The 23,072-nt window shown below is 70.7% G+C and carries 16 protein-coding genes; 3 read left to right on the top strand and 13 right to left on the bottom strand.

Annotation, left to right across the window (positions count from 1 at the left end; all coding sequences use genetic code 11):
• Positions 1–28: 28 nt before the first annotated feature.
• The 10 genes from ACIQBL_RS31315 to ACIQBL_RS31360 form a co-directional block, all read right to left on the bottom strand.
• Positions 29–2,662 (bottom strand): family 78 glycoside hydrolase catalytic domain, encoded by a 2,634-nt coding sequence (locus ACIQBL_RS31315; RefSeq protein WP_401947377.1) that lies wholly within the window; start codon positions 2,660–2,662, stop codon positions 29–31.
• Positions 2,663–2,667: 5 nt separating this feature from the next.
• Positions 2,668–4,227 carry a DUF4038 domain-containing protein gene (locus ACIQBL_RS31320; protein WP_401947379.1) on the bottom strand — a complete coding sequence of 520 codons (1,560 nt, stop codon included), beginning with the start codon at positions 4,225–4,227 and terminating at the stop codon, positions 2,668–2,670.
• Positions 4,224–6,737 carry a beta-glucosidase gene (locus ACIQBL_RS31325; RefSeq protein WP_401947382.1) on the bottom strand — a complete coding sequence of 838 codons (2,514 nt, stop codon included), beginning with the start codon at positions 6,735–6,737 and terminating at the stop codon, positions 4,224–4,226. The genes ACIQBL_RS31320 and ACIQBL_RS31325 overlap by 4 nt, the downstream gene beginning before the upstream one ends.
• The gene (locus ACIQBL_RS31330; RefSeq protein ID WP_401947384.1) at positions 6,734–8,896 is read right to left on the bottom strand and encodes a beta-galactosidase; all 2,163 of its coding nucleotides are present in this window, start codon (positions 8,894–8,896) and stop codon (positions 6,734–6,736) included. Before ACIQBL_RS31330 ends, ACIQBL_RS31325 begins: the two co-directional genes overlap by 4 nt.
• Before the next feature lie 56 nt (positions 8,897–8,952).
• The gene (locus tag ACIQBL_RS31335; RefSeq protein ID WP_401947386.1) at positions 8,953–10,440 is read right to left on the bottom strand and encodes a glycoside hydrolase family 43 protein; all 1,488 of its coding nucleotides are present in this window, start codon (positions 10,438–10,440) and stop codon (positions 8,953–8,955) included.
• Positions 10,437–11,363, bottom strand: a complete 927-nt coding sequence (locus ACIQBL_RS31340; protein WP_401947389.1) for an ATP-binding cassette domain-containing protein — start codon at positions 11,361–11,363, stop codon at positions 10,437–10,439. The genes ACIQBL_RS31335 and ACIQBL_RS31340 overlap by 4 nt, the downstream gene beginning before the upstream one ends.
• The gene (locus ACIQBL_RS31345) at positions 11,360–13,195 is read right to left on the bottom strand and encodes a dipeptide/oligopeptide/nickel ABC transporter permease/ATP-binding protein (RefSeq protein WP_401947392.1); all 1,836 of its coding nucleotides are present in this window, start codon (positions 13,193–13,195) and stop codon (positions 11,360–11,362) included. The genes ACIQBL_RS31340 and ACIQBL_RS31345 overlap by 4 nt, the downstream gene beginning before the upstream one ends.
• Positions 13,192–14,133: an ABC transporter permease gene (locus ACIQBL_RS31350; RefSeq protein WP_401947394.1), complete on the bottom strand. Its 942-nt coding sequence runs from the start codon at positions 14,131–14,133 to the stop codon at positions 13,192–13,194. The genes ACIQBL_RS31345 and ACIQBL_RS31350 overlap by 4 nt, the downstream gene beginning before the upstream one ends.
• Positions 14,134–14,219: 86 nt before the next feature.
• Positions 14,220–15,749 (bottom strand): ABC transporter substrate-binding protein, encoded by a 1,530-nt coding sequence (locus ACIQBL_RS31355; protein ID WP_401947396.1) that lies wholly within the window; start codon positions 15,747–15,749, stop codon positions 14,220–14,222.
• 347 nt (positions 15,750–16,096) lie between these two features.
• The gene (locus ACIQBL_RS31360) at positions 16,097–17,092 is read right to left on the bottom strand and encodes a LacI family DNA-binding transcriptional regulator (protein ID WP_401947398.1); all 996 of its coding nucleotides are present in this window, start codon (positions 17,090–17,092) and stop codon (positions 16,097–16,099) included.
• Between the two features lie 219 nt (positions 17,093–17,311).
• Between ACIQBL_RS31360 and ACIQBL_RS31365 the strand changes: the two genes are divergently transcribed.
• The gene (locus tag ACIQBL_RS31365) at positions 17,312–18,088 is read left to right on the top strand and encodes an SDR family oxidoreductase (protein WP_401947400.1); all 777 of its coding nucleotides are present in this window, start codon (positions 17,312–17,314) and stop codon (positions 18,086–18,088) included.
• Positions 18,089–18,309: 221 nt separating this feature from the next.
• Positions 18,310–18,645: a cysteine hydrolase family protein gene (locus tag ACIQBL_RS31370; protein WP_401947402.1), complete on the top strand. Its 336-nt coding sequence runs from the start codon at positions 18,310–18,312 to the stop codon at positions 18,643–18,645.
• A 258-nt stretch (positions 18,646–18,903) separates the two neighbouring features.
• Here the strand turns inward: ACIQBL_RS31370 and ACIQBL_RS31375 are convergent, their stop codons facing one another.
• Positions 18,904–19,218, bottom strand: a complete 315-nt coding sequence (locus ACIQBL_RS31375) for a TetR/AcrR family transcriptional regulator (RefSeq protein ID WP_401947404.1) — start codon at positions 19,216–19,218, stop codon at positions 18,904–18,906.
• Between the two features lie 244 nt (positions 19,219–19,462).
• Here ACIQBL_RS31375 and ACIQBL_RS31380 point away from each other — a divergent pair, with 244 nt between their 5' ends.
• Positions 19,463–20,422 carry an alpha/beta hydrolase family protein gene (locus tag ACIQBL_RS31380; protein ID WP_401947407.1) on the top strand — a complete coding sequence of 320 codons (960 nt, stop codon included), beginning with the start codon at positions 19,463–19,465 and terminating at the stop codon, positions 20,420–20,422.
• Between the two features lie 426 nt (positions 20,423–20,848).
• On the opposite strand, the gene ACIQBL_RS31385 is transcribed toward ACIQBL_RS31380, so the two are convergent.
• On the bottom strand, positions 20,849–22,225 hold the full coding sequence (locus ACIQBL_RS31385) for a nucleobase:cation symporter-2 family protein (RefSeq protein ID WP_401947410.1): 1,377 nt from the start codon (positions 22,223–22,225) through the stop codon (positions 20,849–20,851).
• 715 nt (positions 22,226–22,940) lie between these two features.
• Positions 22,941–23,072 carry a hypothetical protein gene (locus ACIQBL_RS31390; RefSeq protein WP_401947412.1) on the bottom strand — a complete coding sequence of 44 codons (132 nt, stop codon included), beginning with the start codon at positions 23,070–23,072 and terminating at the stop codon, positions 22,941–22,943.

A 23,072-nucleotide genomic window follows, 5' to 3' on the forward strand; every position in this document is an offset into this window, starting at 1 on the left:
GTGGCAACGAAACCGGACCGGCCGAGGTTCATGGGTACCGGATCGGCGTCGGCGGCCAGGCCGGGCAGGCGTAGGGACGCCGGAACGTATGGTGTCCCGAGCCGACCTCGAACGGGGCGCTGTCGTCCGGCAGTTGGATCTCGGCCCAGGTGTTCGGGGGTACCGAGGCCTCGACGACGAGGACGTCGCCCTTCACACCCTCGATGCGCCAGCCCGCCTCGGCCCTGCCGTACGGGGTGTCGTGGGTCGCCTTCGCCCATGCCAGGTCGCCGCCCGGGACCGGGGCGATACACAGCCTGCGCCAGCCGGGTTCGGCGGCGGCGAGACCCGCGACCGTGCGGTGCAGCCAGTCGGCGACGGCGCCCAGGGCGTAGTGGTTGAAGGAGGTCATCTCGCCGGGGTTGACGGTCCCGTCGGGCAGCATGGAGTCCCAGCGTTCCCAGACGGTGGTGGCGCCCATGGTCACGGGGTACAGCCAGGACGGGCAGGACTTCTCCAGGAGCATGCGGTAGGCGAGTTGGGGTTCGCCCGCCGCGCACAGGGCGTCACAGATCAGCGGCGTGCCCGTGAAACCGGTGGCGATACGGAAGGATGCCTGGCGCACGATGTGTGCCAACCGTTCGGCGGCGCCCCGGCGTTGGCGTTCCGTCGGCAGGAGCGAGAAGGCGATGGCCAGGGCGTAGGCGGTCTGGCTGTCCGAGGACAGTCGGCCGTCCGGGGTGACGAAATGGTCGGCGAACCGCTCGCGCACCGCCTGGGCGTGTGCGCGGAAACGGGCGGCTTCCCCCTTGTCGTCCAGGAGTTCGGCGACCTCGGCCAGGACCTCCGCGGAGCGGATGACATACGCGTTGGCGACCAGGTCGCCGTCCGTCCGCGCCTCCCCCGGACGGTCCGGCGGGGCCTGCGGGTCGAGCCAGTCCCCGAGTTGGAAGTCCTGCCGCCACAACCCGTCGCCCTCGGCGGTGAGTCGGATCGTGGCCTCGCCCCAGGCCCGCATGCTCGGGTACTGGGCGCGCAGCACCTCGAGGTCTCCGAACCGCTGGTACAGGGTCCAGGGCAGGAGCACCGCGACATCGGTCCACACCGCCTGGGCACCCACCTCCTGGAACGCGGCCGGCAGTACGTCCGGGACGACGAGGGGCGGCACTCCGTCCGGGCGTGCCAGCTGCTCCGCGGCCAGGTCGCGCAGCCAGCCGGTCAGCATGCCGGAGCAGTCGTGGAGGAAGGACGCGGTGGGCGCGAAGACCTGGATGTCGCCGGTCCAGCCCATGCGTTCGTCGCGCTGGGGGCAGTCCGTGGGGACGTCGAGGAAGTTGCCGCGCATGCCCTGTACGACGTTCTCGTGCAGGCGGTTCACGAGGGGGTCGGAGCACTCGAACCAGCCGGTGCGGGCCATGTCCGTGTGCAGCACGACCGCTTCGATGTCGGCGGGGTCGAGTGGTCCGGGCCAGTTCCCGATCTCGGCGTACCGGAAGCCGTGGAAGGTGAAGTGCGGTTCGTACACCTCCACGCCTTCGCCGCGCAGGACGTAGGTGTCCGTGGCGGCGGCGAACCGCAGTGGGCGGGTGGCCAGTTCACCGTCCTCCAGCACCTCCGCGTGGCGCAGGGTGACCTCGTGGCCGGCGGCGCCCGAGACGCGGACGCGCAGTCGGCCGACCAGGTTCTGGCCGAAGTCCAGGACGGTCCTACCGGACGGCGTCGTGATGACCGCGACGGGAGCGACGGTCTGGGCGCGGCGAACGGGTGGGCCCGTCGGTGCCACCAACTCCGCGCGCGGCGGCGGGAGTTCGCGGACCGGTGTCCAGCCGACCGTGTCGTGTCCCGGCGTGGACCAGCCCGGCCGCTCCCGCCTCGCGTCGTAGGCCTCGCCGTCGTAGATCTCCGAACGCAGTACCGGGGCCGTCGTCGTACGCCAGTGTTCGTCGGTCACCACCGTCTGCGTCGTGCCGTCGGCGTACGCGATCTCCAACTGGGCCAGGAGCGCGCGGTGTTCACCGTAGATGTCGCGTCTGCCGCCGTGGAAGCCGAGACGTCCGGTGTACCAGCCTTCGCCGAGCAGGGCTCCGATGGTGTTCTCGCCGGGCCGCAGCAGGGAGGTGACGTCGAAGGTCTGGTAGCGCAGGCGGTGTTGGTAGGAGGTCCAGCCGGGGGCGAGGACGTGGTCGCCGACGGGCTCGCCGTTGATCTCGGCCGTGTAGACGCCGTAGGCGGTGATGTACAGCCGGGCCGAGGCGACGGGGCCGGTGAGGGGGACGTCACGGCGGAGCAGCGCTACGGGTAGGGGTTCGTCGGTGGGGGCGTGGTCCGGGGTGACGGGGCGGGCCGTCCAGTCGGTCGGCGCCAGGAGTCCGGTCTCGGCGTACGCGATGTCCGACCAGGGTGAGGGGTCGTTCTCGCCCTCGCCCCAGACGCGTACGCGTACGCCGACGCGTTCCCGGGAGCCGAGGCGCGGGCCCGGCCAGGGGACGAGGACGGACTCGGCGGATTCCACGCGTCCGATGTCGGTGACGACCGTGCCGTCGGCGGTGGTGATCTCCAACTGGTTGGCGGACTGGCGCCAGTTGGTGGCGTCGGTGATGGTGCGCCAGCTCAGGCGAGGGGCGGACTCGCCGATGCCCAGGGGCTCGCGGTGATGCTCGAAGGTGGGTGGTGTGAGATGCACGGGCGTCAACTCCGGCTCGGGTCGTGGCAGATGTACACCCTGGGAGCGCCGCCCTCGTCGGGCACGGGCTCCCCGGCGGTGGCGCGGACGCCCTCACGGACGGTCTCGCCGGTACGCGGGTCGATCACCCGGTAAGGGAGCGGGACGTTCTCCGGGTCGGTGATGAACAGTGGGCCGCCCTCCTCCGCGTAGCAGAGGTACAGCATGCCGGGGACGGACAGGCCCCGGGGTGCCAGGGCGGAGCGCCAGTCGGGTCTCATGTCCGTCAGCGGAAGGCCGTGGAGGATCCGGGAGATCAGCCCCACGTGGCGTGAGCCTTCGAAGTCCAGAGCCTCCCGCCAGCCCGCGTCCTTGGCCAGGAAGAACTCCTCGTGGCCGGGCTCGGCGGCGTGCAGTCGCCACTGCCACAGGCTCGCCGCGCCGTACACGACGCCCATCGTGCCGCCGGCGCAGAGGTTGCTCCAGGCCTCGTGTCCCTGCCACCAGCCGGCCGCGCGGCCGGGGCGGCCGGTGTTCTCGTACGTCGGCTCGGCGTTGGCGACCGCCTTGGCGGGGCTGTTGCGCCACATGTCCGCGACCCGTTCCTGGACGTGGCCGCCCATGTGGCCGGTCTGGCACCACTGGAAGTGCAGCCAACTCTCGCTCTGGTGGGCGCTGTTGTCGGAGTGCGGGCGGTAGTGGACGCCGCAGGGCTGGCCGTAGTCGTCCCAGCGGCCGACCTCCGCGCCGCCCGCCGCGATCTGCGGTTCGTGGCCCTCTCCGTCGGCGCCGACCAGGTAGACGGCGGGGGCGGCACCGTAACGGGCCACCAGATAGCGGCAGTAGCGCGCGTACTCCTGCGGCGGGACCACCGGACCCGCCACCCGCAGGCCCTTCCAGCCGAACCCGTGGAAGAGCGGCTGGAGTACGGGGACGATCCCGTGGTCGCGGAGGATGCCGGTCAGCCGGTCCAGGTACTGGAAGTAGGCCGGGTTCAGCACGGTGACGTGGCCGGTGGGCAGGTTCTCGAAGCCGACGTCGAACCCCTCGTCGGCGGTGCGGTCGCGCGGGCCGCGCGCGTCCATGTCGGGCTGGACGCTCATCAGCAGGGCCGCGTTGAAGCCCTTGGCCCGCCGGTCGGCGGCGTACTCCCTGACCTGCTCCTCGGTGGCCCGCCAGGGCAGGGCCCAGACGGTGTCGCCGACCAGCAGCACGGGCGTCCCGTCGGCGTGCACCAGGCTGCGTCCGCCGGGCGACATCCGCCAGAAGCCGTGCCGGTGGAAGGCATTGCCGTCGTCCTCGGCGGGGCGCACGACGAGCGCTCCGCTCTGCCCGGACAGGCCTTCGTCCGCGACGGAACTGCCGCTGCGCCACGCCCAGTTGCCGTCCGTCTCCGGGGACGCGAACCGGACCCTCCAGACCCGGCCGCCGTCCCAGAAGGCGGGGCGGCGCAGCACGGTCCCGGACTCGTGGGTGAACTCGGCCCAGACGTCGACGTCCGTGTAGGGGTTGGCGTAGTCGCGTGCCCCGGTCAGGGTGATCTCGGTCTGCCGCCAGGGGGCGACCACCGGTGGCGTACCGCTCATGACCGGCCCACGGCGATCTCGGCCGTGAGCGGCAGGGTCGTCGACGACGGCCCGGCCTCCAGCCTGAACGTCCCCGGCTCGACGGCCCAGCCGCCCGCCTCGGTGTCCCAGTGCTCGAACGCCCGCGCGTCCACGGTCACCGTCGCGACGACCTCCTCACCGGCCGCCGCCTCGACCACGGCGAACCCGGCGAGCCAGCGGACCGGACGCTCCACGACACCGCCCGGCAGACCGGCGTAGACCTGTACGACCTCCTTGCCGTGCCGTGTGCCGCTGTTCCGTATCCGCACGTCTACGGTGCGGTCGGCGCCGGATGCCACCTCGCCGGGGGCGTCGATCGAGACGTAGTCCCAGGTGGTGTAGCCGAGTCCGTGGCCGAAGCCGTAGCGGGGCGGCTGCCATCCGGTACGGCCGTCGCCCCGGTAGCCGATGAACAGGTCCTCGTCGTAGGTGAGGACGCCGTCGACCGGTTCGGTGGCGGGCAGTCCCCGCTCGGTCGCGGGCCAGACCGTCGGCAGCCGTCCGCCGGGCTCTGTCACGCCGAGCAGGACGTCGGCGAGCGCGTTGCCGAACTCCTGCCCTGGGAACCAGGCGAGCAGTACCGCCGCCACGTCCTCCGCCCACGGAAGCAGCACGGGGGCACCGGAGTTGACCACCACGACGGTCCGGGGGTTGGCCTCGGCGACCCGGCGGACGAGTTCGTCCTGCCGGCCGGGCAGGGCGAGGCCGGTGCGGTCGAAGCCCTCGCTCTCGACCTCCTCGGTGGTGCCGACCACGACCAAGGCGACCTCGGCCGCGCGGGCGAGTGCCACGGCCCGCTCGATCTCCTCGTCGTCGCTGCCGTGCGGGGGCTGGAGGTTGAGCTGGAACATCGTGACCGCGTCGCCGAGCGCCTCGTCCGACGAGACGATGTCGTGGGTGAGGACGACCTCCGTCTCCTCGCCCGCCGCCAGATCGACGGTGTGCAGCCGCTGCGGCGGAGTCATCAGACCCTCCACCAGGTCGGCGCCCGGCGGGAGTTGAAGCCGTACGTCGAACACCTCCGTCCCCGCGACGGACAGCCGGAAGCGTCCGATGCCCGAGCCGCCGATCGCGTACCGGCCGGCGTCGGTCGCGCGGATCACGGTGCGCACCTCCACCCGGGCGACCTGGCCGGTGGGCACTCCGGGGCCGTAGGACCCCATCCAGGTGTAGGCGGCTCCGGCGCGGCGCTCGGAGCCGAGCAGTTCCCCGTCCTCGGACAGGAAGTTCACTTCCACGCCCTCGCCCGAGCCGTCGGGGTGACGGAGGTAGGACAGTGCCGCTACGGGTGTGCGGCTCTGCGGCGTGACGCCGATTCCGTGGGTGACCTCGACGTCGTCGCCCAGAGCGGCGCGGAGGCCGTCGAGCGGGGAGACGGTGTAGGGCGGGAAGACGGTGGCGCTGCCACCGCCGAGGGTCCGGGCCGCGGCGGCGTTGGGTCCCAGGACGGCGATCCGGGTCAACTCGGCGCGGTTCAGGGGCAGTACGGCGTCCTCGTTGCGGGCCAGGACGAAGCCGGCGGCGGCGGTCTCGCGCAGCCGGGCCGCCAGCGACGCGGCGTCGTACCGCGGCGGCCGGAGGGTGGTGGGCACATCGCTCAGCGCGCCGACCCGGGCGGCGAGGCGCAGCAGCCGCAGCACCTTGTCGTCCACGACCGACTCGTCGACCTTGCCCTTGCGTACGGCGGCGACCAGCGCGTCGCCCCATGGGCCGATCGGGCCGGGCATCACCAGGTCGAGCGCGGCGCGTGCGGACGGTTCGGTGGTGCGGGCGGCGAACCAGTCCGACATCACCAGTCCGTCGAAGTCCCAGTCGTCGTGCAGGACTTCGCGCAGCAGGGGGCTCTCGGTCATCGGGTGCCCGTTGACCCCGTTGTAGGCGGCCATGACAGCCCAGACCCGGCCCTCGCCGACGATCCGCTCGAAGGGCGTCAAGTACAGCTCCCGCAGGGCGCGTTCACCTATCCGCGCGTCGAGCGTCATGCGCTGGGTCTCGGAGTCGTTGCCGACGAAGTGCTTCACGGTGGCCGCGACTCCGCCGCCCTGGACACCCCGGACATAGGCGACGCCGATGCGGGCGGTGAGCAGCGGGTCCTCGCTGAAGCACTCGAAGTGCCGTCCGCCGTAAGGGGTTCGGTGCAGATTGACGGTGGGGGCGAGGAGGACGTCCACGCCCTTGCCGCGCGCCTCGTGGGCGAGCAGGCCGCCCAGCTTCTCGATCAGCGGCTCGTCCCAGGTGGCGGCCAGCGCGGTGGGTGAGGGCACGTTGGCGGAGGGGCTGCGCTCGTCCCACAGTTCGCCGCGGACTCCGGCGGGTCCGTCCGAGAGGACCAACCGGCGCAGTCCTACGGCGGGTTCGGGATGGAGGGACCAGAAGTCCGCGCCGGTGAGCAGCCGCACCTTCTGCTCCAGGGTGAGCGCGCCGAGGCGCCTGGCGAGTTCGGCTTCGTCGGTCGCGGACGGGGCGTCGGTGGTGGGCTGCCGGGTCACGGCGTCCTCCTCGGTGAAGTGTGGTCGGCGGGGGCGTCGCCCGTGCTCTCGATGAGGACCCGGACGTCCCAGGGGCCGAGCGCGAGGGCGCTTCCGGCGGCGAGAGGCGCGCCGGTGAACAGGTCGCGGACGTCTCCCGGCAGGCGGTAATCGACCGGATCCCAGGCCCAGTTGTGGACGAAGCGCAGGACGGCGCCGTCGGCGGTGGCGGCCGATGTGCAGGTGACGGACACCGGCCGGTCCGCGCGCCAGGCGTCGGGGGAAAGCGAGACCGCGGCGAGCCAGTCCGCGAGGCTGTGCGAGAGTTCACGGTCCGGGACGGTGCCTACGTACGTCACGCGGCCCGCGCCGTGTTCGTGGGTGGTGACGGCGGCGAACTGGCCCAGGTGCGGATGCTCGTAACCGGCGAGCACAGTGGCGCCCTCCGGGATCAGTCCGTCGGCCCATGCCGTGGCGTGCCCGTGCAGGGCGGGGCCGTTCGACGTCCCGTCTCCCTGGGTGACCGTGACCGGGGTCAGCACATTGGTGAACTCCTGGTAGCGCGCGCCTGTCGCGGTGCGCAGCACTCCGGGCATGACCGTGTGCCGGGCGACTGCCTCCTCGTCGGCGTAACCGGTGCGGGGAGTGAGGACGAGATGGCCACCGGCCTCGGCGTAGCGGCGCAGCAGATCGAGGGTCGTGTCGTCCGCGATGTACAGCGCGGGGACGACGAGTACCGGCCAGCGGTTCACCAACTCCTGTGGACTGGAGGGTAGTTGCTCCGGGGAAACGATGTCGACGGAGAGTCCGGCGTCGAACAGCCCCCGGTAGAAGGCGGCGACGATCCGGTCGTAGGACTGCGGATCTCCGAACCAGGCAGGGGTGTTGCCCCGCAGCGGTCCCATGAACTCCATGGCCCAGCGGCTGTCGGCGGACAGCAGCATCGCCACGTCGCTGCGGGGGCGCAGGCCCTCGATCGTGCCGCCGGCCTGCTTCAACTCCTCGGCGATCGCCGAGAGTTCCTCGTAGGTGCGGCCGGGCTCCAGGCTGTGGCCGAGGATGCCGCCCCAGTAGGTCTCGGCGCCGTAGTGCAGGGAGTGCCAGTGCCAGTACTCGATCATCGCGGCGCCGCGCGCGACCATGCTCCACACGGCCTGGCGGGCCTGGCCCCGGTAGAGGGGGAAGTTGTCGGCGGAGCCGCCGATGGAGGTGGCGTTGGTCTCCATGACGAGGAAGGGTTCCTGGCGGATGCCGCGCGCCATGTCGTTCTGGAGGGAGAGCCAGGCGGGGCCGGACCAGGCGACGAAGAACGGATACAGGCCGCCCTCCGGCTCGTCGGGACCCGGCAGGGCCAGCCCGTCCTGGGTGGCGTAGTAGATGTTCGCCCCGGCGATGTCGAGGGGTTTGCCGATGGCCGAGATGTCCAGGCCCTGTTGGCCCAGGGCGACGCAGGTGGTGACGAAGTGGTGCTCCGGTACGAGGCCACGGACCAACTCGGCGTGCCAGGTGATGTATTCCTGCGTCAGCCGCGACTGGTAGCGGCGCCAGGCGAGGTCGTACGACGGGGTGGAGTTGCCGTCGGGGGTCCACAGGTCCGCCCAGTCGTGCAGGCGGTGGGACCAATAGGTCAGCCCCCAGCGGCGGTTGAGGGTCTCGACGTCGCCGTAGCGTTCGCGGAGGTGGTCGAGGAAGCCCTGGAACACCGAGTCGTTGTGGAAGAGCCGTAGGCCGGGCTCGTTGTCGACCTGCCAGCCGATGACCGCCGGGTGGTCGGCGTAGCGCCCGACGATCCTGCGGACCAGGCGCTCGGCGAGATGCCGGAACGCGGGGTGCGAATAGTCCGCGTCCTGCCGCATGCCGTACGGGATCGGCTCTCCGGTGCGTGAACGGGCCGCCGTCTCCGGGTACTTGCGGCGCAGCCATGGCGGGACGGCGTAGGTCGGGGTGCCGATGATCGCCTTGATGCCTCGGCCGTGGGCGGCGTCGAGGACGGGTTGCAGCCAGTCGAGTTCGTAGTGGCCCTCGCGGGGTTCCCAGGTGGACCAGACCGACTCGCCGACCCGGATGACGCCGAACCCGGCCTCGGCCATCAGATCGAGGTCCTGTGCGAGCCGCTCGTAGGGCTGGTACTCGGTGTAGTAGGCGGCTCCGAAGAGCATGCGCGGGGTGGAAGTGCCCATGCGGTGCTGGTGACTTTCTGTCGGTGGTGAGGCGAAGGTCCTGTGTCCGGAGGGGGCTAGTCCTCGCCTCGGTAGGTGAACCGCTCGAAGGCGACGGCGCCTTCGGCGGCGTACATGCCGACGACTCGGCCCGTGAAGGACGCGGCGGTCTCGGCGGAGACGTAGCGGCCGTCGAGGGCCACGACTTCGACCGGTCCGGTACCGGAGTCGACGGACAGGTGGACCAGGTCCGGGCCGAGGGCGTCGAGGCCCATGCCGCTGACCGGCTCGGTCTCGATCCGTACGGTCACCGGGCCTGTGGGAATCGGCTGTTCCCAGGTCTGGCAGAGCCCGCCCACCCGGGCGCGGGCACGGGCGACGCCGGCGCCGACCTCGATGTCGTAGTGGTGGCGTTCGTCGATCCGCAGGCTCAGTCCGCCGACTCCGTCGGTGCTGTCCACGCGGACCGTGAAGACGGCCGACCGGTGCTGCTGGCGGCGGCCGACGAAGCGTGGGCGCGGGTCGTCCATGGTGGAGCCGTCGGCGTGTACGACGAGGTGGCCCGGTCGTTCGGTGAGCGAGGACCAGTCGGATGCGGGGGTCCGTATCGAGAGCCATTCCGGGCCGAGTTGGGCGCCGGTGAAGTCGTCGTGGTGTTCAACCGGTGCGGTGGGCGGGGTCAGTTGGACCGGTTGCACCACCGGCCAGCCGTCGATCCATTCCAGTGTGGTGCTGAATGTCTCGCGGCCCATGGGAGAGAAGGCTCGTGTCAGGCCGCCGGGTCGCATGCCCAGCAGGAACAGCGCCCAGTCTCCGTCGGGGGTGCGTACCAGGTCGGCGTGGCCGGTGTTCTGGACCGGGCGGTCGGTGCTGCGGGCGCTGAGCACGGGGTTGGCCGGGCAGCTCTCGAAGGGGCCGTCCGGGCGGGTGCCGCGGGCGATGCTCACGGAGTGTCCGCGCTCGGTGCCGCCCTCGGCGATCAGGAGGTACCAGGTGCCGTCGATCTCGTAGAGGTGCGGCGCCTCGGGGAACATCAGGCCCGTGCCCGACCACAACGACCGTGGTTCTTCGAGGGCTTGGCCGGATTCCAGGTCCATGCGGACCTGCTGGATGCCCAGATGCCGGCCTGCTTGGTCGCCGTCGAGCTGGAGACCCGAGTAGGTGACGAAGCAGGTGCCGTCGCTGTCCCAGGCGAGGTCCGGGTCGATGCCGGACACGCCCTCCATGACGATGCCGTCGGACCAGGGACCTTCGGCCCGGTCGGCGGTGAAGACGAGACTGCCGCGCCCCATCGCGTCGGTGACGACCAGCCAGAAGCGGCCGTCGTGGAACCGGATGGTGGGCGCCCAGGCACCGCCGAGCGTGGGGACCTTCTCCACCGCCAACTGCCCGGGCCGGGTCACCACGTTGCCGATCTGCTGCCAGTGCACCAGGTCGCGGCTGTGGAACAGCGGTATGCCGGGGAGGTATTCGAAGCTGGAGCAGGCGAGGTAGTAGTCGTCGCCGACGCGGGTGATGCTGGGGTCCGGGTGGAAGCCGGGGACGGTGGGGTTGGGCAGGGTCATGCGCGGTCTCCCGACATCGAGGCGTTGCTGGAAACGTCCGGGGCGGTGTCGGACACGAGGGCCGCCGCCAGCCGTCGCCGCTCGTATCTGCGCTCCGCCTGCCGTTGCGGGTCCGGCACCGGTGCGGCGAGCAACAGCCGCTGGGTGTAGGGGTGTTGGGGTGTGGTGGTGACGGTCGCCGCGTCCCCGGTCTCGATGATCTCGCCGCCGCGCATGACCGCCACCCGGTGGCTGATGTGCCGGACCACGGACAGGTCGTGCGTGACGAAGAGATAGGCGACGCCGGTGCGTTCCTGGATCTCGACGAACAGGTCCAGTACCCGGGCCTGGGTCGACAGGTCCAGTGCGCTGACCGGTTCGTCGCAGACGATGACCCTCGGGTCCCGGGACAACGCCCTCGCGATGGCGATGCGTTGGCGCTGGCCGCCGGAGAACTCGCGCGGCAGCCGCTCCCCCGCGTCGGCGGGCAGCCGGACCTGGTCGAGCAGGTCCCGCACCCGCTTCTCGGCCTCCGTCCGGGAGGTTCCCGCGACCCTCAGCGGTTCGCTGAGGATGTCGTTCACCGTCATCGCCGGGTTGAGGGAGGTGTACGGGTCCTGGAACACCACCTGGATGTCACTGCTGAGCGCCCGGCGTTCCTTCGCGGCCATGCCCGAGATGACCCTGCCGTCGTAGCGGACGGTGCCGGAGGTGACAGGGGCCAGTCCGAGGACGGCTCGGCCCAGGGTGGTCTTGCCCGACCCCGACTCGCCGACGAGACCGAGTGTCTCGCCCGCGCCGATGCTGATCGACACGCCCTTCAGCACCCGGAACGGCGGCTTGCGCCAGCCTTTCGAGGGGTACTCCACGACCAGGTCGTCGGCGACCAGCAGGGGTTCCGCCGGGAGTTCCTTGTGCGGTGTCCCGTTCATGGTCCCGGTCATGCCGGACCCTCCTGACGTCCGGTGTTCGTGAGGCCGGCGGTGCTCACCGGCACAGTGCGGCCCAGCGCGGAGCGCGGCTCGGCGTCCTCCAACGTGGACGACAGGAGCATGCGGGTGTACGGATGCCGCGGATCGGCGAACAACTGCCCCACGGGCGCGGACTCCACGACGGTGCCGGTCTGCATCACCGTCACGCGGTCGCAGATGTCGGCGACGACGCCGAAGTCGTGGGTCACGAGGATCATGCCCATGTTCCGCTCGCGCTGGAGGGACCGCATCAGGTCGAGCACCTCGGCCTGCACGGTCACGTCGAGGGCCGTGGTCGGCTCGTCGGCGATCAGCAGGTCCGGTTCGCAGGACACCGCGCCGGCGATGAGGACGCGCTGCGCCATACCGCCGGAGATCTGGTGCGGGTAGGAGCGGAAGACCCGTTCGGGGTCGGTGATGCCGACCCGTTCCAGCAGGCCGAGCGTCTTCGTCCTCGCCTCGGCCGCCGACAGGCCGAGGTGTCGCCGTACCGGTTCGACCAGTTGGGCGCCGATGCGGAAGGAGGGGTCGAGGTTGGACATGGGTTCCTGCGGGACGTAGGCGATCCGGTGGCCGCGGTAGCGGTTCATCTCGGCGCGGCCGAGGCGTCCCAGTTCCGTGCCGTCGAACAGCAGCCGGGTGGTGGTGACTTGGGCCTCACGAGGCAGCAACCCGAGGACCGCGAAGGCGGTTTGGCTCTTGCCCGAGCCCGACTCCCCGACGAGTCCGAGGACTTCGCCCCGGCTGACCGTCAGGGAGACTCCGTCGACGACGGTCTTCTCGCCCTGGGCCGTCGGATAGGAGACCGTCAGGCCCTCGAGGACGAGCAGGGCGTCGTCGGTGTCCCTCGTCTCCGCCGTCGCGGACGTGACGCGCTGCGCCTTGTTCCGCGCGACCGGCTTGCGGGCCGCGCGTCCGCCGCCCCCGCTTCCGTCCAGCGCGTCCCGCACGGCGTTGCCCAGCAGGCCGAACGCGGCGACGGTCACCGCGAGCGCCACTCCGGGCCAGACCATCAGGAGCGGCTTGGTGTAGATGTTCGCGAAGGCGTCGTTGAGCATGGAGCCCCAGCTCGCCTGGGTCGCCGAGCCCAGGCCGAGGAACTCCAGCCCGGACTGGATGACGATGCCGAGGCCGAGCATCTGGGCGGCCTGGATGATGGTCGGCGCCTGCACGACGGGCAGGATGTGCCGGCGGATGATCCGGGGGTCCGTCAGACCGGACACCTGTGCCGCGTCCACGTACAGCTCCTCGCGTACGGAGATCACCGACGCGCGGATCAGCCGGAAGACGCCCGGCGACATCAGCAGGCCGAAGACCGCCATGGCGATGTACGTGTTCTGCCCCACCGCGGACATCACGACGAGCAGCACGATGATCGCCGGTACGGCCATCAGCAGGTTGGACAGCCAACTGCTCACGGCGTCGAACCACTTGCGGTAGTAGCCGGCCACCAGACCGGCGGGAACACCGATCAGCAGGGCGACGGTCACCGCGAGCAGAGCGCCCAGCAGGCTGGTACGGCCGCCGTAGAGCAGCCGGGCCAGGACGTCACGGCCGACGCCGTCACCGCCCAGGGGGTGTGCGCCGCTCATCGGGGCGAGGCTGGCGGTCAGTGCGGAGTGGGCCGGGTCCTGGCTGGTCAGCAGCGGTGCGCACAGGCTGGCCAGGGAGATGAGCGCGAGGAGGACCAGACAGGTCACGGCCACCGGGCTGCGCAGCAGCCGGCGCAGGAGTCCCGCCCGCCCCTGCGCGGCGACGGCCGTGGCGACCGCACCCGTCGTCTCTTCGGACTGGGGAAGTTTCATCCCACACGCACCTTCGGGTTGAGCCAGCCGTACGCGAGGTCCATGAGGATGTTGACCACCACGACGAGGGCGACCATGACCACGACGACGCCCATGACCACCGGGGTGTCGCCCTGGGACCCGGCGCCGGTCGCCTGGCTGCCGATCCCGTTGAGGCCGAAGACCTTCTCGACGACCACCGCGCCGCCGACCAGGCCGATGAACTGCAGGGCCAGCACGGTCAGCGCGGCCGGGGCAGCGTTGCGCAGGGCGTGCCGGAACAGCAGGCTCCGCTCGCTGATGCCACGGCTGCGGAGGGTGCGTACGTAGTCCGCGCGCAGGACGTCGACCATGGAGCCGCGCACCTGCTGGGCGGTGGCGGCGATCGCTCCGACGGAGAGCGACAGCGCGGGGAGGGTGATCGACCTGAGCCAGCCGCCCGCCGAGTCGGCCAGCGGCACGTAACCGGTAGCGGGCAGCCAGCCCAGGTCGACTCCGATCACGACGGCGAACACCAGGGCGACCAGGAAGCTGGGTACGGCGAACCCCAACACCGCGAGCAGTTGCACCACTTGGTCCAGGGCACCCCGGCGAACCGCGGCGGCCACTCCCAGGACCGTGCTCAGTACCGCCGACACCAACAGCGCCGCCAGCACGATGGACAGGGTGACCGGCAGTTTGTTCCCCAGTGAGCTCGTCACGGACTCACCGCTGAACCACGAGCTGCCGAGGTTGCCGTGCACCGCGTCCGCGAGCCAGTGGCCGTAGCGGACCACGAAGGGCTGGTCGAGCCCGAGTTCGGCGGACTTGGCCGACACCTGCTGCTGGCTCGCGGTCTGTCCGACGATCTGGCGCACCGGGTCGGAACCGGTGAGGCCCATCAGCGCGAAGGTCGTGGTCGCGATCACCAGGACCAGGACCAGCCCGGCGGCGATGCGCCGGACCAAGAAAACGATCATTAGTCTCTCCACCTTGCCTTTCCCTGACCGGTGTTGATCGGCGGCCGGGCGGAACGGGATGTCGTCCCGCCCGGCCCGCCGTCCGGTCAGCCAGTGGGCTTGAAGTTGTAGATCGGGGGCACGGCGGCGAACGTCTGCGGGGTGAACGTGACGCCCTTGGTCGTCGCGTAGGTGTTCTCCACGGAGTCCCAGGGCGCGTTCCACGCCTGGTCGACGAGGTAGGTGTTGAGCTGCTTGAAGAGCGCGTCCTGGGCGGCGCCGGTCGCGGACTGCGCCTTGGTGATGAGGTCGGTGACCTTGGGGTCCGAGCTGTGCAGCGGGTTCCACAGCGCGCTCTTGGCCACCTCGATCTGGATGGTGTCCCAGGGGCGGAAGGAGGCCAACGTCATGTACGACAGCGGGTACTTGCCCGCAAGCAGGGCGCTGATGAACTGGGTGACCGGGATCTTGTCGACCTTGACCTTGATCCCGATGTCCTCCAACTGCTGGACCATGGCGGCCTGTTGGTCCGGGAAGACCGACGACACGTCGGGGACGGTGACCGAGAAGCCGTGCGGATAACCGGCCTCGGCCAGCAACTGCTTCGCCTTCGCCGGGTCGTAGGAGTACGTGGAGTTCAGCGAGTTGTCGAAGGCCGAGCCGGCCGGGTTGAAGATCTGGGTCGTCGCCCTGCCCAGTCCCTGCTTGGCCGTCTTGACGATCGTGGAGCGGTCGAAGGCGTAGTTCAGGGCCTGGCGGACGCGGACGTCGCCGAGCGCCTTGACGATCTTTCCTTCGCGGTCCCAGATGTACACGCCCTCCACGTCACCGGAGGTGTACTTGGTGACGTTCAGTCCGCTGCTCCTGGCCGGCGCGACGTTCTTGGCGCTGGCCAGCAGCGCGCCGTTGACCTGCCCCGAGCGCAGCGCGTTCAGCACGGCGGTCGGGTCGGTCAGCGGCTTGAGGACGATCTTGTCGAAGGGGAAGGCGGCCTTGTTCCAGTAGCCCTGGTTGCGGACGAAGGTGTACGTACTGCCGTCCGTGGTCGCGGACTTGTCCAGGGTGTACGGGCCGGAGCCCACCGGGGTGGTCTTGATCGTCCCCGCGGCGATGGCCTTGGGGCTGGCGATCATTCCGGCCACGTTGCCGAGGTTCGGCACCAACGACGGGTCGGGGGCGGAGAGTTTGATCGCGACCGTGGTGGCGTTGACGACGTCGACGCCGCTGATGCCCTTGAGCTGGCCCGCCGCCTCGCTGGTGCCCTTCTCGGTGTGCAGCAGGTTGGTCTTGACCGCCGCGGCGTCCAGGGCGGTGCCGTCGGTGAACGTGACGCCGGTGCGCAGGGTCAGCGTGAGTACCGTGCGGGCCGCGTTGTACGACCACTTGGTCGCCAGGTTGGGCTTGACGTCGGCCGTCGGGGAGAGCCGGAGCAGCGAGTCGTATACGGGCTGGTAGTACTGCGTGTTGTTGCCGAGACCGGCCTCGGCCAGGTCCCACGGCTGGGCCGCGACCAGGGGGGCCAGGGTGAGGGTGCCGCCGGTGGCCGCCCTGCCCGAACCGGAACCCGATCCCGAGCCGCACGCGGCTGCGGACAACATCAGGACAGCCGATACGGCGGTCAGCGCGATTCTTCGCATGGGTACTCCGCTGATAAGTGGATGACCGGGCGGCTTCGGACAGCGAGCCGCCCTCAAGGGCCTCGGAGGGAGTGGGAAACCAGGTCCTGACGCGGCCTGGACCGTTCTTGGCGGTCAGCCGTTCCTGGCGGAAGGGGCTTCGCATCCACCGTTTTCGGTGGGTCCGAAATCAGCCACTGATACGTACAAGTGAAACGTATGCGTAACGTAGCCCCGCCCTTGGTGGACCACAAGAGGCGTGCATCAGCTTTTTGGGAGGCGGCAATCCGGACGCACGGCACCAAGACGCGCGGAAGACACCCTTCCGCGCAATCGGCCCGAAGAGGTCCCCGTCGAGCGGCCGGGCGTCAGGCCGACTCGCGCACGATCAGTGTCAGCGGGTTCACCTGGGGCGACGGCGGCTGGGACTGGCCGGTCACGCCGTTGACGATCATCCGGGCCGCGCGGCCCACGGCTACATCGAGGTTGTTGTCGATCGTGGTCAGCGGCGGTACCGCGAAAGGCGCCAACTTGTCGTTGTCGACACCGATCACGGCCAGGTCGCCGGGGGCGGCCAGCCCCACCCGGCGCATGCCGGCCAGGAGCGCGAAGGCCGTCTCGTCGTTGTAGGCGCACACTCCCGTGACGGCGGGGACGGCCGAGTGCCACTGCTCGGCCGCCGCGGCGGCGGCCGAGATGTCGAGGGGCACCTCCAGCACGACGGGCGGTTCCAGACCGTGCTCGGCGCAGGCCGCTCGGACGCCTTCGAGCCGCAGGGTCAGGAAGTCCCGGAGCCGGGGCTCCCCGGGAGCGGCGTACCCGATGCGCGTGTGTCCCGTCGCCGCCAGCCGCTCGACCTGCATCGCGCCGATCTGGCTCTGCGGCACGATCAGGACACCGGGGCCGACGGAGGGGCCCATGCCGGTGATGACCACGTGGATGCCGGCCGCCCGCATACTGGCCACGTCCTCCGCGCCCACGTCGAACGTCGTCATCACCGCCGCCGGCATGAGTTCACGCCACAGCGACTTGAGCGGGGCGTGCCGCTCCCGTCGGGTGACGAGGTTCAGGCCGTGCCGCTCCAGCTCGTCGCCGAGCAGCTCGACCAGGGCTGTCAGCGTGCCGCCGACGGGAACGTCCGGCAGGAACAGCAGCACCAGATCGCTGCGGCCCAGGCGCAGGGCGCGTGCGGCGGCCGAGGGTTCGTAGCCCAGCTTCGCCACCGCGTCGAGCACCTTGCGCCGGGTCTGGTCGGAGATCTTCTGGTGCGACACGTCGTTCAGCACATAGCTGACCGTGGTCTGCGAGACCCCCGCCTCCTTGGCGACATCGGTGGCCGTCACGCGGCCGGTCCTGCGCGCCATGGCAGCCTCCTGTGGAAGATCTTGGACAAGCCTGTACGGGGGCGTCCGACCGAGCGGCGAGCTTCACTGAATCGTAACAGTGGGCATGCGGGGTGTCCGATGCTCCGGACCGCGCGTGCTGTGAAATTCCAGTGTGCACGGCTGTGCGACTCGCTCCGTCATGACGCCCCGCGGAAAGGCGGTTGCCGATCCGACTCCCGTCATGAACGATCCGGGACCATGACGACGAGGACCGCCCGCCCACCTGCCCGCCCCCTCGCCCTGATCACCGGAGCAGGACGGACCGTCGGTATCGGTGCGGGTGTCGCCCGCCGACTGGCGGCCTCCGGCTGGGACATCGCCTTCACGTACTGGACGCCCTATGACGCACGCATGGACTGGGGCCCCGAGCCCGGCGCGACCGGCGCGATCACCGACGCCCTCACGGAACACGGCGCCGCCACCCTGGCGATCGAAGCGGACCTCGCCGACCCGGACACTCCCGCCCGTGTCTTCGACGAGGTCGAACGCGGCCTGGGCAGCGTCACCGCCCTGGTGATGTGCCACTGCGAGTCGGTCGACTCCGGCCTGCTCGACACGACCGTCGAGAGCTTCGACCGGCACTTCGCGGTCAACGCGCGCGCCGGCTGGCTGCTGATCCGCGAGTACGGCCGCCGGTTCGCCGCCCCGCCGGGCAGCGGCCGGATCGTCGCCCTCACCAGCGACCACACCGTCGACAACCTCCCGTACGGCGCGAGCAAGGGCGCCCTCGACCGCATCACCCTGGCCGCCGCCCACGAGTTCGCCCACCTCGGCGTCACCGCCAATGTCATCAACCCCGGGCCGGTGGACACCGGTTGGATGACCGACGAGGGACGAGCGCGGGTACTCCGCCGGACACCGCTCAACCGCCTCGGCACCCCGCAGGACACAGCGCACCTGGTCGACTTCCTCTGCTCACCGGAGGGCCAGTGGATCAACGGCCAACTCCTCATGAGCAACGGCGGGTTCGCGTAGCGGCCACCCCTTCGAGACACCGCGCTACGCCGACCCGACGCCCTCGGCACTCACGCCCACCGGAATTCACTGCACCCACGTAAGGGACCCCGCACCATGACCACGGCCGATCCCGGTCCCCAAGACCCCTGCACCGCACCGCACTTCGCGACCTCGGCCCTCGTCACGATCGACGTCCAGCGTCCGGCCGACCGCAGCGCCTGGGGCCGTACGACTTCGCGGTGTTCAAGCCGCGTTGGGGCGCGTTCTACGGCACCTGCCTGGACGGGCTGCTGCGTGAACTCGGCGTCGACACGCTGCTGTTCGCCGGGTGCAACCTGCCCAACTGTCCTCGGGCGAGCATCGTCCAGGCATCGGAGCGGGACTTCCACGTCGCGCTCGTACGGGACGCGGTGTCGCGCGTGACGGACTCCGCGCTGTCCGAACTCGCGGGCATCGGCGTCGAGTTCGTGGACAGTATCGCGCTCGAACAGGTACTGGCGCCGAGCGGGCCGACTAGTGCGAACCCGTTGGCGTTGAAGTCGTGGATCACGTCCCGCACCCGTCCTCGCGGGTGAATGTCACCTCGGCGACCTTCAGGTCTCGGTGCACCCGAACAGCGCTCGTCGACGTGGAGGTCGCCGTCGCTCCGGCCGGCGATCAGGGAGGCGACCGGGGCGTCGGACCCGTTGGCCACACCCCGGGCCGGCCCGGCGTCGTGACAGCGGGCGAGTTCATCGAGCGGAGCGGCGCATCCTCAGCGCTCTCCGGCATGCCAACGTCTCGGAAGCACTGCCCGGCAGCCCTCTCGCTGTCCTGGAGCACGGGCAAATCGTTCAGGATCGCGGTTCGGACACGGACCGCAGCCCTTCGAGGAGCAGGCCGATCAAGCGGCGGGGCGAATAGCGCGGGTCGAAGAGGTCGGCCCACTGGCGCAGTGCCTCGAACGGGGAGTCGGCACCGGCCGGCGGACTGGGGCCCGCCTCGGCGCATTCCTCGATCCGGTGGTGGTGGACGGCGGTGACGAGATCCGCCCGGGTCGGGAAGTAGCGGTAGATCGTGGCCGTCCCTACGCCCGCCCTGGCCGCGATCCGGCGGATCGGCGTGTCGACGCCGGAGATGACGAACACCTCGGCGGCGGCGGTGAGCACGGCCCGCTCCGCTGGTTGCGCTGCGCGTCAGCCCGCTTGCTTCGGGTCGACGCCTTCCCGTTGGGGCTCTCGGTGGTCATCACGCGTTCTTCCCACTCCGCTTGACGAAACGGAGCGACGTTCCGGATACTAAACGGAGCGATGTTCCGCTTCAGGTTGGTCGAAGCGGGGCGCCCGACCGTCTCGTCAGTCGCCGGCCGGCCGAGACCGGCGGCAGGATCCACAGAAGGACAGCCAACACGTCATGTACACATCCACCTCCACTGTCGAACCCTTGGGCTCCGCCCGCCCGGTCCTCTCCTACAGCCCGGTGGTGCTGCCCGTACCCGGACGTCCCGTGGACCTCCAACTCCGCGTCACCGCGCCCGAGACCGGAACCGGCCTAGCCGTCATCCTGCTCTCCCACGGCCAGGGCCCCTCGAACAACCTCTCCTCGCTGAACGGCTACGCGCCGCTCGTCAACTTCTGGGCGGCACACGGATTCGTCGTCATCCAGCCCACCCACCTCACCTCCAGGACGTTGAGCCATCTGGTCGCCGACGCCCCTGGCGCCCCCTTCTTCTGGCGCTCGCGCGCCGAGGACATGAGCCACATCCTCGACCGGCTCGACGTGATCGAGAAGGCCGTGCCACTGCTCGCGGGGCGGATCGACCACACCAAGGTCGCCGTCGCCGGACACTCCTTCGGCGGGTTCACCTCCGGTCTCCTGCTCGGCGCCCGGGTCACCGACCCCGAGACCGGGGAGGAAGTGAGCCTCGGCGAGCCCAGGATCAAGGCAGGCGTCCTCCTGGCCGCGCCCGGCAGGGGCGACGTCCTCAACGGACCCATGGCCGACGCGCTGCCGGTCTTCGGGACCATCGACTTCTCCACGATGACCACGCCCGCGCTGGTCGTTGCCGGTGACGAGGACGACTCCCGGCACTTCACGGACTTGGGGCCGGACTGGCACGCCGACCCCTACACCCTCGGACCCAGCCCCAAGTCCCTGCTCACCCTGTTCGGCGCGGGTCACGCGCTCGGCGGGATACCCGGATACGACGTCGCCGAGACCACGGACGAGAGCCCCGAGCGCGTCACCGCCGTCGGCCGGCTCACCGCGGCCTACCTCCGTAGCCGGCTCCACCCCGGTGACACCTCCTGGCAGGCCGCATGCGAGGCCCTGGCGACCAGCCCCGACCCGGTCGGACGGGTCGAAGCCAAGTAGCCGCCCGCGGGCACGTCCCGCACCGGCCGGTCGTCGCCGTCGCCGACCGACCCGACTCTCCGCACGTCGCCGTCCTGAACGACTGGCTGATCGCAGGAAGCAGGGGGCCGCCTCCCCCTCGCACGCTCTGCCGAGGGACCTCGCCTGGCCCAGCAAGGCCGGCGGGCCAGGCGGACGCCCGCCGCCGGGACCAGGAGCATGACGGCCCCCGGCCGGACCCGGGAGACCGGTCCGATCGTGAGCACCACCGGATCGGTACCGCGTTGCGCGGTCGCCCCGCGAACCCGGCGAGATCCTCCACGCCGACACCCCGCCGGCCCAGCACCCGGTCCTCCGGCGACCACCACCACAACGCCGGGCCGTGCGCATGACCTCAAAGTCCCGGGCACCGCCTCGACCTGCGGAAGGCGGGTGGGGCTCAGCTTCTCAGTTCGCGGGCTCGGACTCGGGCACGGCCGCACCCACCGGTTCCGCCCCCGATGCTGTCCTCTTCCTCCCGGGCGTGTGGTTGAACAGCAGGTTGAGCAGGAACGCGGCGACGGTCGCGCTGGTGATGGCGCTGCCGCCGATGATCTGGACCCAGGTAGGGAAGGCGTGGTAGATCGTCGGGGCCGCGACCGGCAACATGCCGACACCGATCGACACGGCGACGATGAGCAGGTTGTCGGTGCCGTCGAACTCCACCTTGCGCAGGGTGTTGATGCCGACCGCGGTGACGGTGGCGAACATGACCAGTCCGGCCGCGCCGATCACCGGTCCCGGCAGGGACGCGACGATCTCGCCGAGCTTGGGGATGAGGGCGAGGACGACGAGGATGCCTCCGGCGACGGCGGCGACGTAGCGGCTGCGGACCTTGGTCATGCCGACCAGGCCGACGTTCTGGGCGAAGACGGTGTCGAGGAAGCCGTTCATGATGCCGCCGAGGATGCCCGAGACGCCGTCGACGGCCAGGCCGCGTGCCAAGTCGTTCTTGCTGAGCGGGCGTCCGGTCATCTCACCGACGGCGAGCATGTCGGCGGTCGACTCGGTGAACGTCACCAGCATGACCACGCACATGGAGATCACGGCGGCCACGGGGAAGTGCGGGGCGCCGAAGTGGAAGGGGGAGGCGAGACCGAACCAGTCGGCGCCCTTCGCGGAGGAGAAGTCCGTCAGACCCATGGGGACGGCGATCAGCGTGCCGACCACCAGGCCGAGCAGGACGCCGAGTTGGGCGACGAAGCCGCTCGTGAAGCGGTTGACCAGGACGATGAGCAGCACGATGCCGCCGGCGAGCGCGAGGTGGCTGGGGGCCGCGTAGTCCTTGGCGGTGGCATCCTGGCCGGCGATCAGTCCGGCCGCCACCCCGATCAGGGACAGCCCGATGACGGTGATGACCGAGCCGCTCACCAACGGCGGGAAGAACCGCACCGCCCGTGCGAACGGCACCGCGACCAGCAGTCCGAAGACACCGGCGGCGATCATCGAGCCGTAGACCGCCTGCATGCCGTACTCGCCCGCGATGAGGATCATCGGGGTGACGGCGGTGAAGGTCGCGCCCGCGACGACCGGCAGGCGGACGCCCAACACCTTGCCGATGCCCAGTGCCTGAAGGAGTGTCACCAGACCGGCGACCAGCAGGTCGGCGTTGATGAGCAGACCGACGGTGGACGTGTCGAGCTTGGCCGCCGCTCCGAAGACGAGCGGGACGGTGACGCAGCCGGTGTACATCACCAGCACATGCTGGAGGCCCAGGAGTCCCAGCCGGGCGGGTGGCAGGACCTCGTCGACCGGGTGCCGGGCGGGGGCCACGGTTTCGGGCAAGGTGGGATCGGGGGTCTGCGACAAGAGGAGCCTCCGGAGCGGGGCGAAGGGGGCGGGGGGACGCGGCGGCACTCGGTGTGGGGTCCGTCTACCAGAACAGCGGGTCAAACTTTTTGTTGATCTCGTTTCGCCCGCGTTTCCAAGCCTGAACGGCGGTGTTGCTTTTGACACGGCCCCGGCGTTCACGATCGTCCACAGCACCCGGATACCCATCCGTAACGGCCGCGGAACGGCCGCGATACGGCGATGCGTCACCGTCTCCGCCGAGAACGCAGGTATCCGGACACCCGAGGGGGTGGCGCCACGACTCCCGTACGCGGATGTCTCGCCCCTGGCATGTCAGGGCTCCGTGAGGCCGCCCGCGCCTGACCGGCGCACCGCGCGCGCATGCCGTCGCATCGGCCCGCGCCCGGCTTCACTCCCTCAACTCCCCATGCCTGACCGCCTCTTGCGCCCTGCCGCACCTACCCGCGCACCCCGCGTCCAACATCGCCTCCCGCATCAACCTGCGCGGCTACCCGGCGGTGGAGCGCTACGGCCTGGTGTGGACGTGCCTACGCCCGGACTCCGAGGCGGCCCCCGTCCTGGACGTCGCCCACTTCGGCTTCGTCCACCTCGGTTCCTTCGGTGACCCGGACAACGTGGTGGTGTCCGACTGCACGCCGGTCCACCACCCATACGGCTTCTCCGTCGACTACTGGAGCACCCTCAGCAACTACCCGAACGGCCCGTCCAGGCCGTATACGACTTCAACCGCACGGTCTTCGAGGAGGATCGCGCCGTAGTCGAGGTCCAGAAACCCGAGAACCTCCCCGCGTTCGAGGCCCGCGCGCACATCGACGTCCAC

It is taken from the genome of Streptomyces sp. NPDC088350, from assembly GCF_044753545.1.
Taxonomy (GTDB): domain Bacteria; phylum Actinomycetota; class Actinomycetes; order Streptomycetales; family Streptomycetaceae; genus Streptomyces.

Bases quoted from the DNA above. Each gene is read 5' to 3' on its own strand.
- ACIQBL_RS31365 (WP_401947400.1), top strand. From the start codon at position 17,312: ATGACGACGAGGACCGCCCGCCCACCTGCCCGCCCCCTCGCCCTGATC.
- ACIQBL_RS31350 (WP_401947394.1), bottom strand. From the start codon at position 14,133: ATGATCGTTTTCTTGGTCCGGCGCATCGCCGCCGGGCTGGTCCTGGTC.
- ACIQBL_RS31320 (WP_401947379.1), bottom strand. From the start codon at position 4,227: ATGAGCGGTACGCCACCGGTGGTCGCCCCCTGGCGGCAGACCGAGATC.
- ACIQBL_RS31355 (WP_401947396.1), bottom strand. From the start codon at position 15,749: ATGCGAAGAATCGCGCTGACCGCCGTATCGGCTGTCCTGATGTTGTCC.
- ACIQBL_RS31345 (WP_401947392.1), bottom strand. From the start codon at position 13,195: ATGAAACTTCCCCAGTCCGAAGAGACGACGGGTGCGGTCGCCACGGCC.
- ACIQBL_RS31330 (WP_401947384.1), bottom strand. From the start codon at position 8,896: ATGGGCACTTCCACCCCGCGCATGCTCTTCGGAGCCGCCTACTACACC.
- ACIQBL_RS31380 (WP_401947407.1), top strand. From the start codon at position 19,463: ATGTACACATCCACCTCCACTGTCGAACCCTTGGGCTCCGCCCGCCCG.
- ACIQBL_RS31360 (WP_401947398.1), bottom strand. From the start codon at position 17,092: ATGGCGCGCAGGACCGGCCGCGTGACGGCCACCGATGTCGCCAAGGAG.
- ACIQBL_RS31335 (WP_401947386.1), bottom strand. From the start codon at position 10,440: ATGACCCTGCCCAACCCCACCGTCCCCGGCTTCCACCCGGACCCCAGC.
- ACIQBL_RS31340 (WP_401947389.1), bottom strand. From the start codon at position 11,363: ATGACCGGGACCATGAACGGGACACCGCACAAGGAACTCCCGGCGGAA.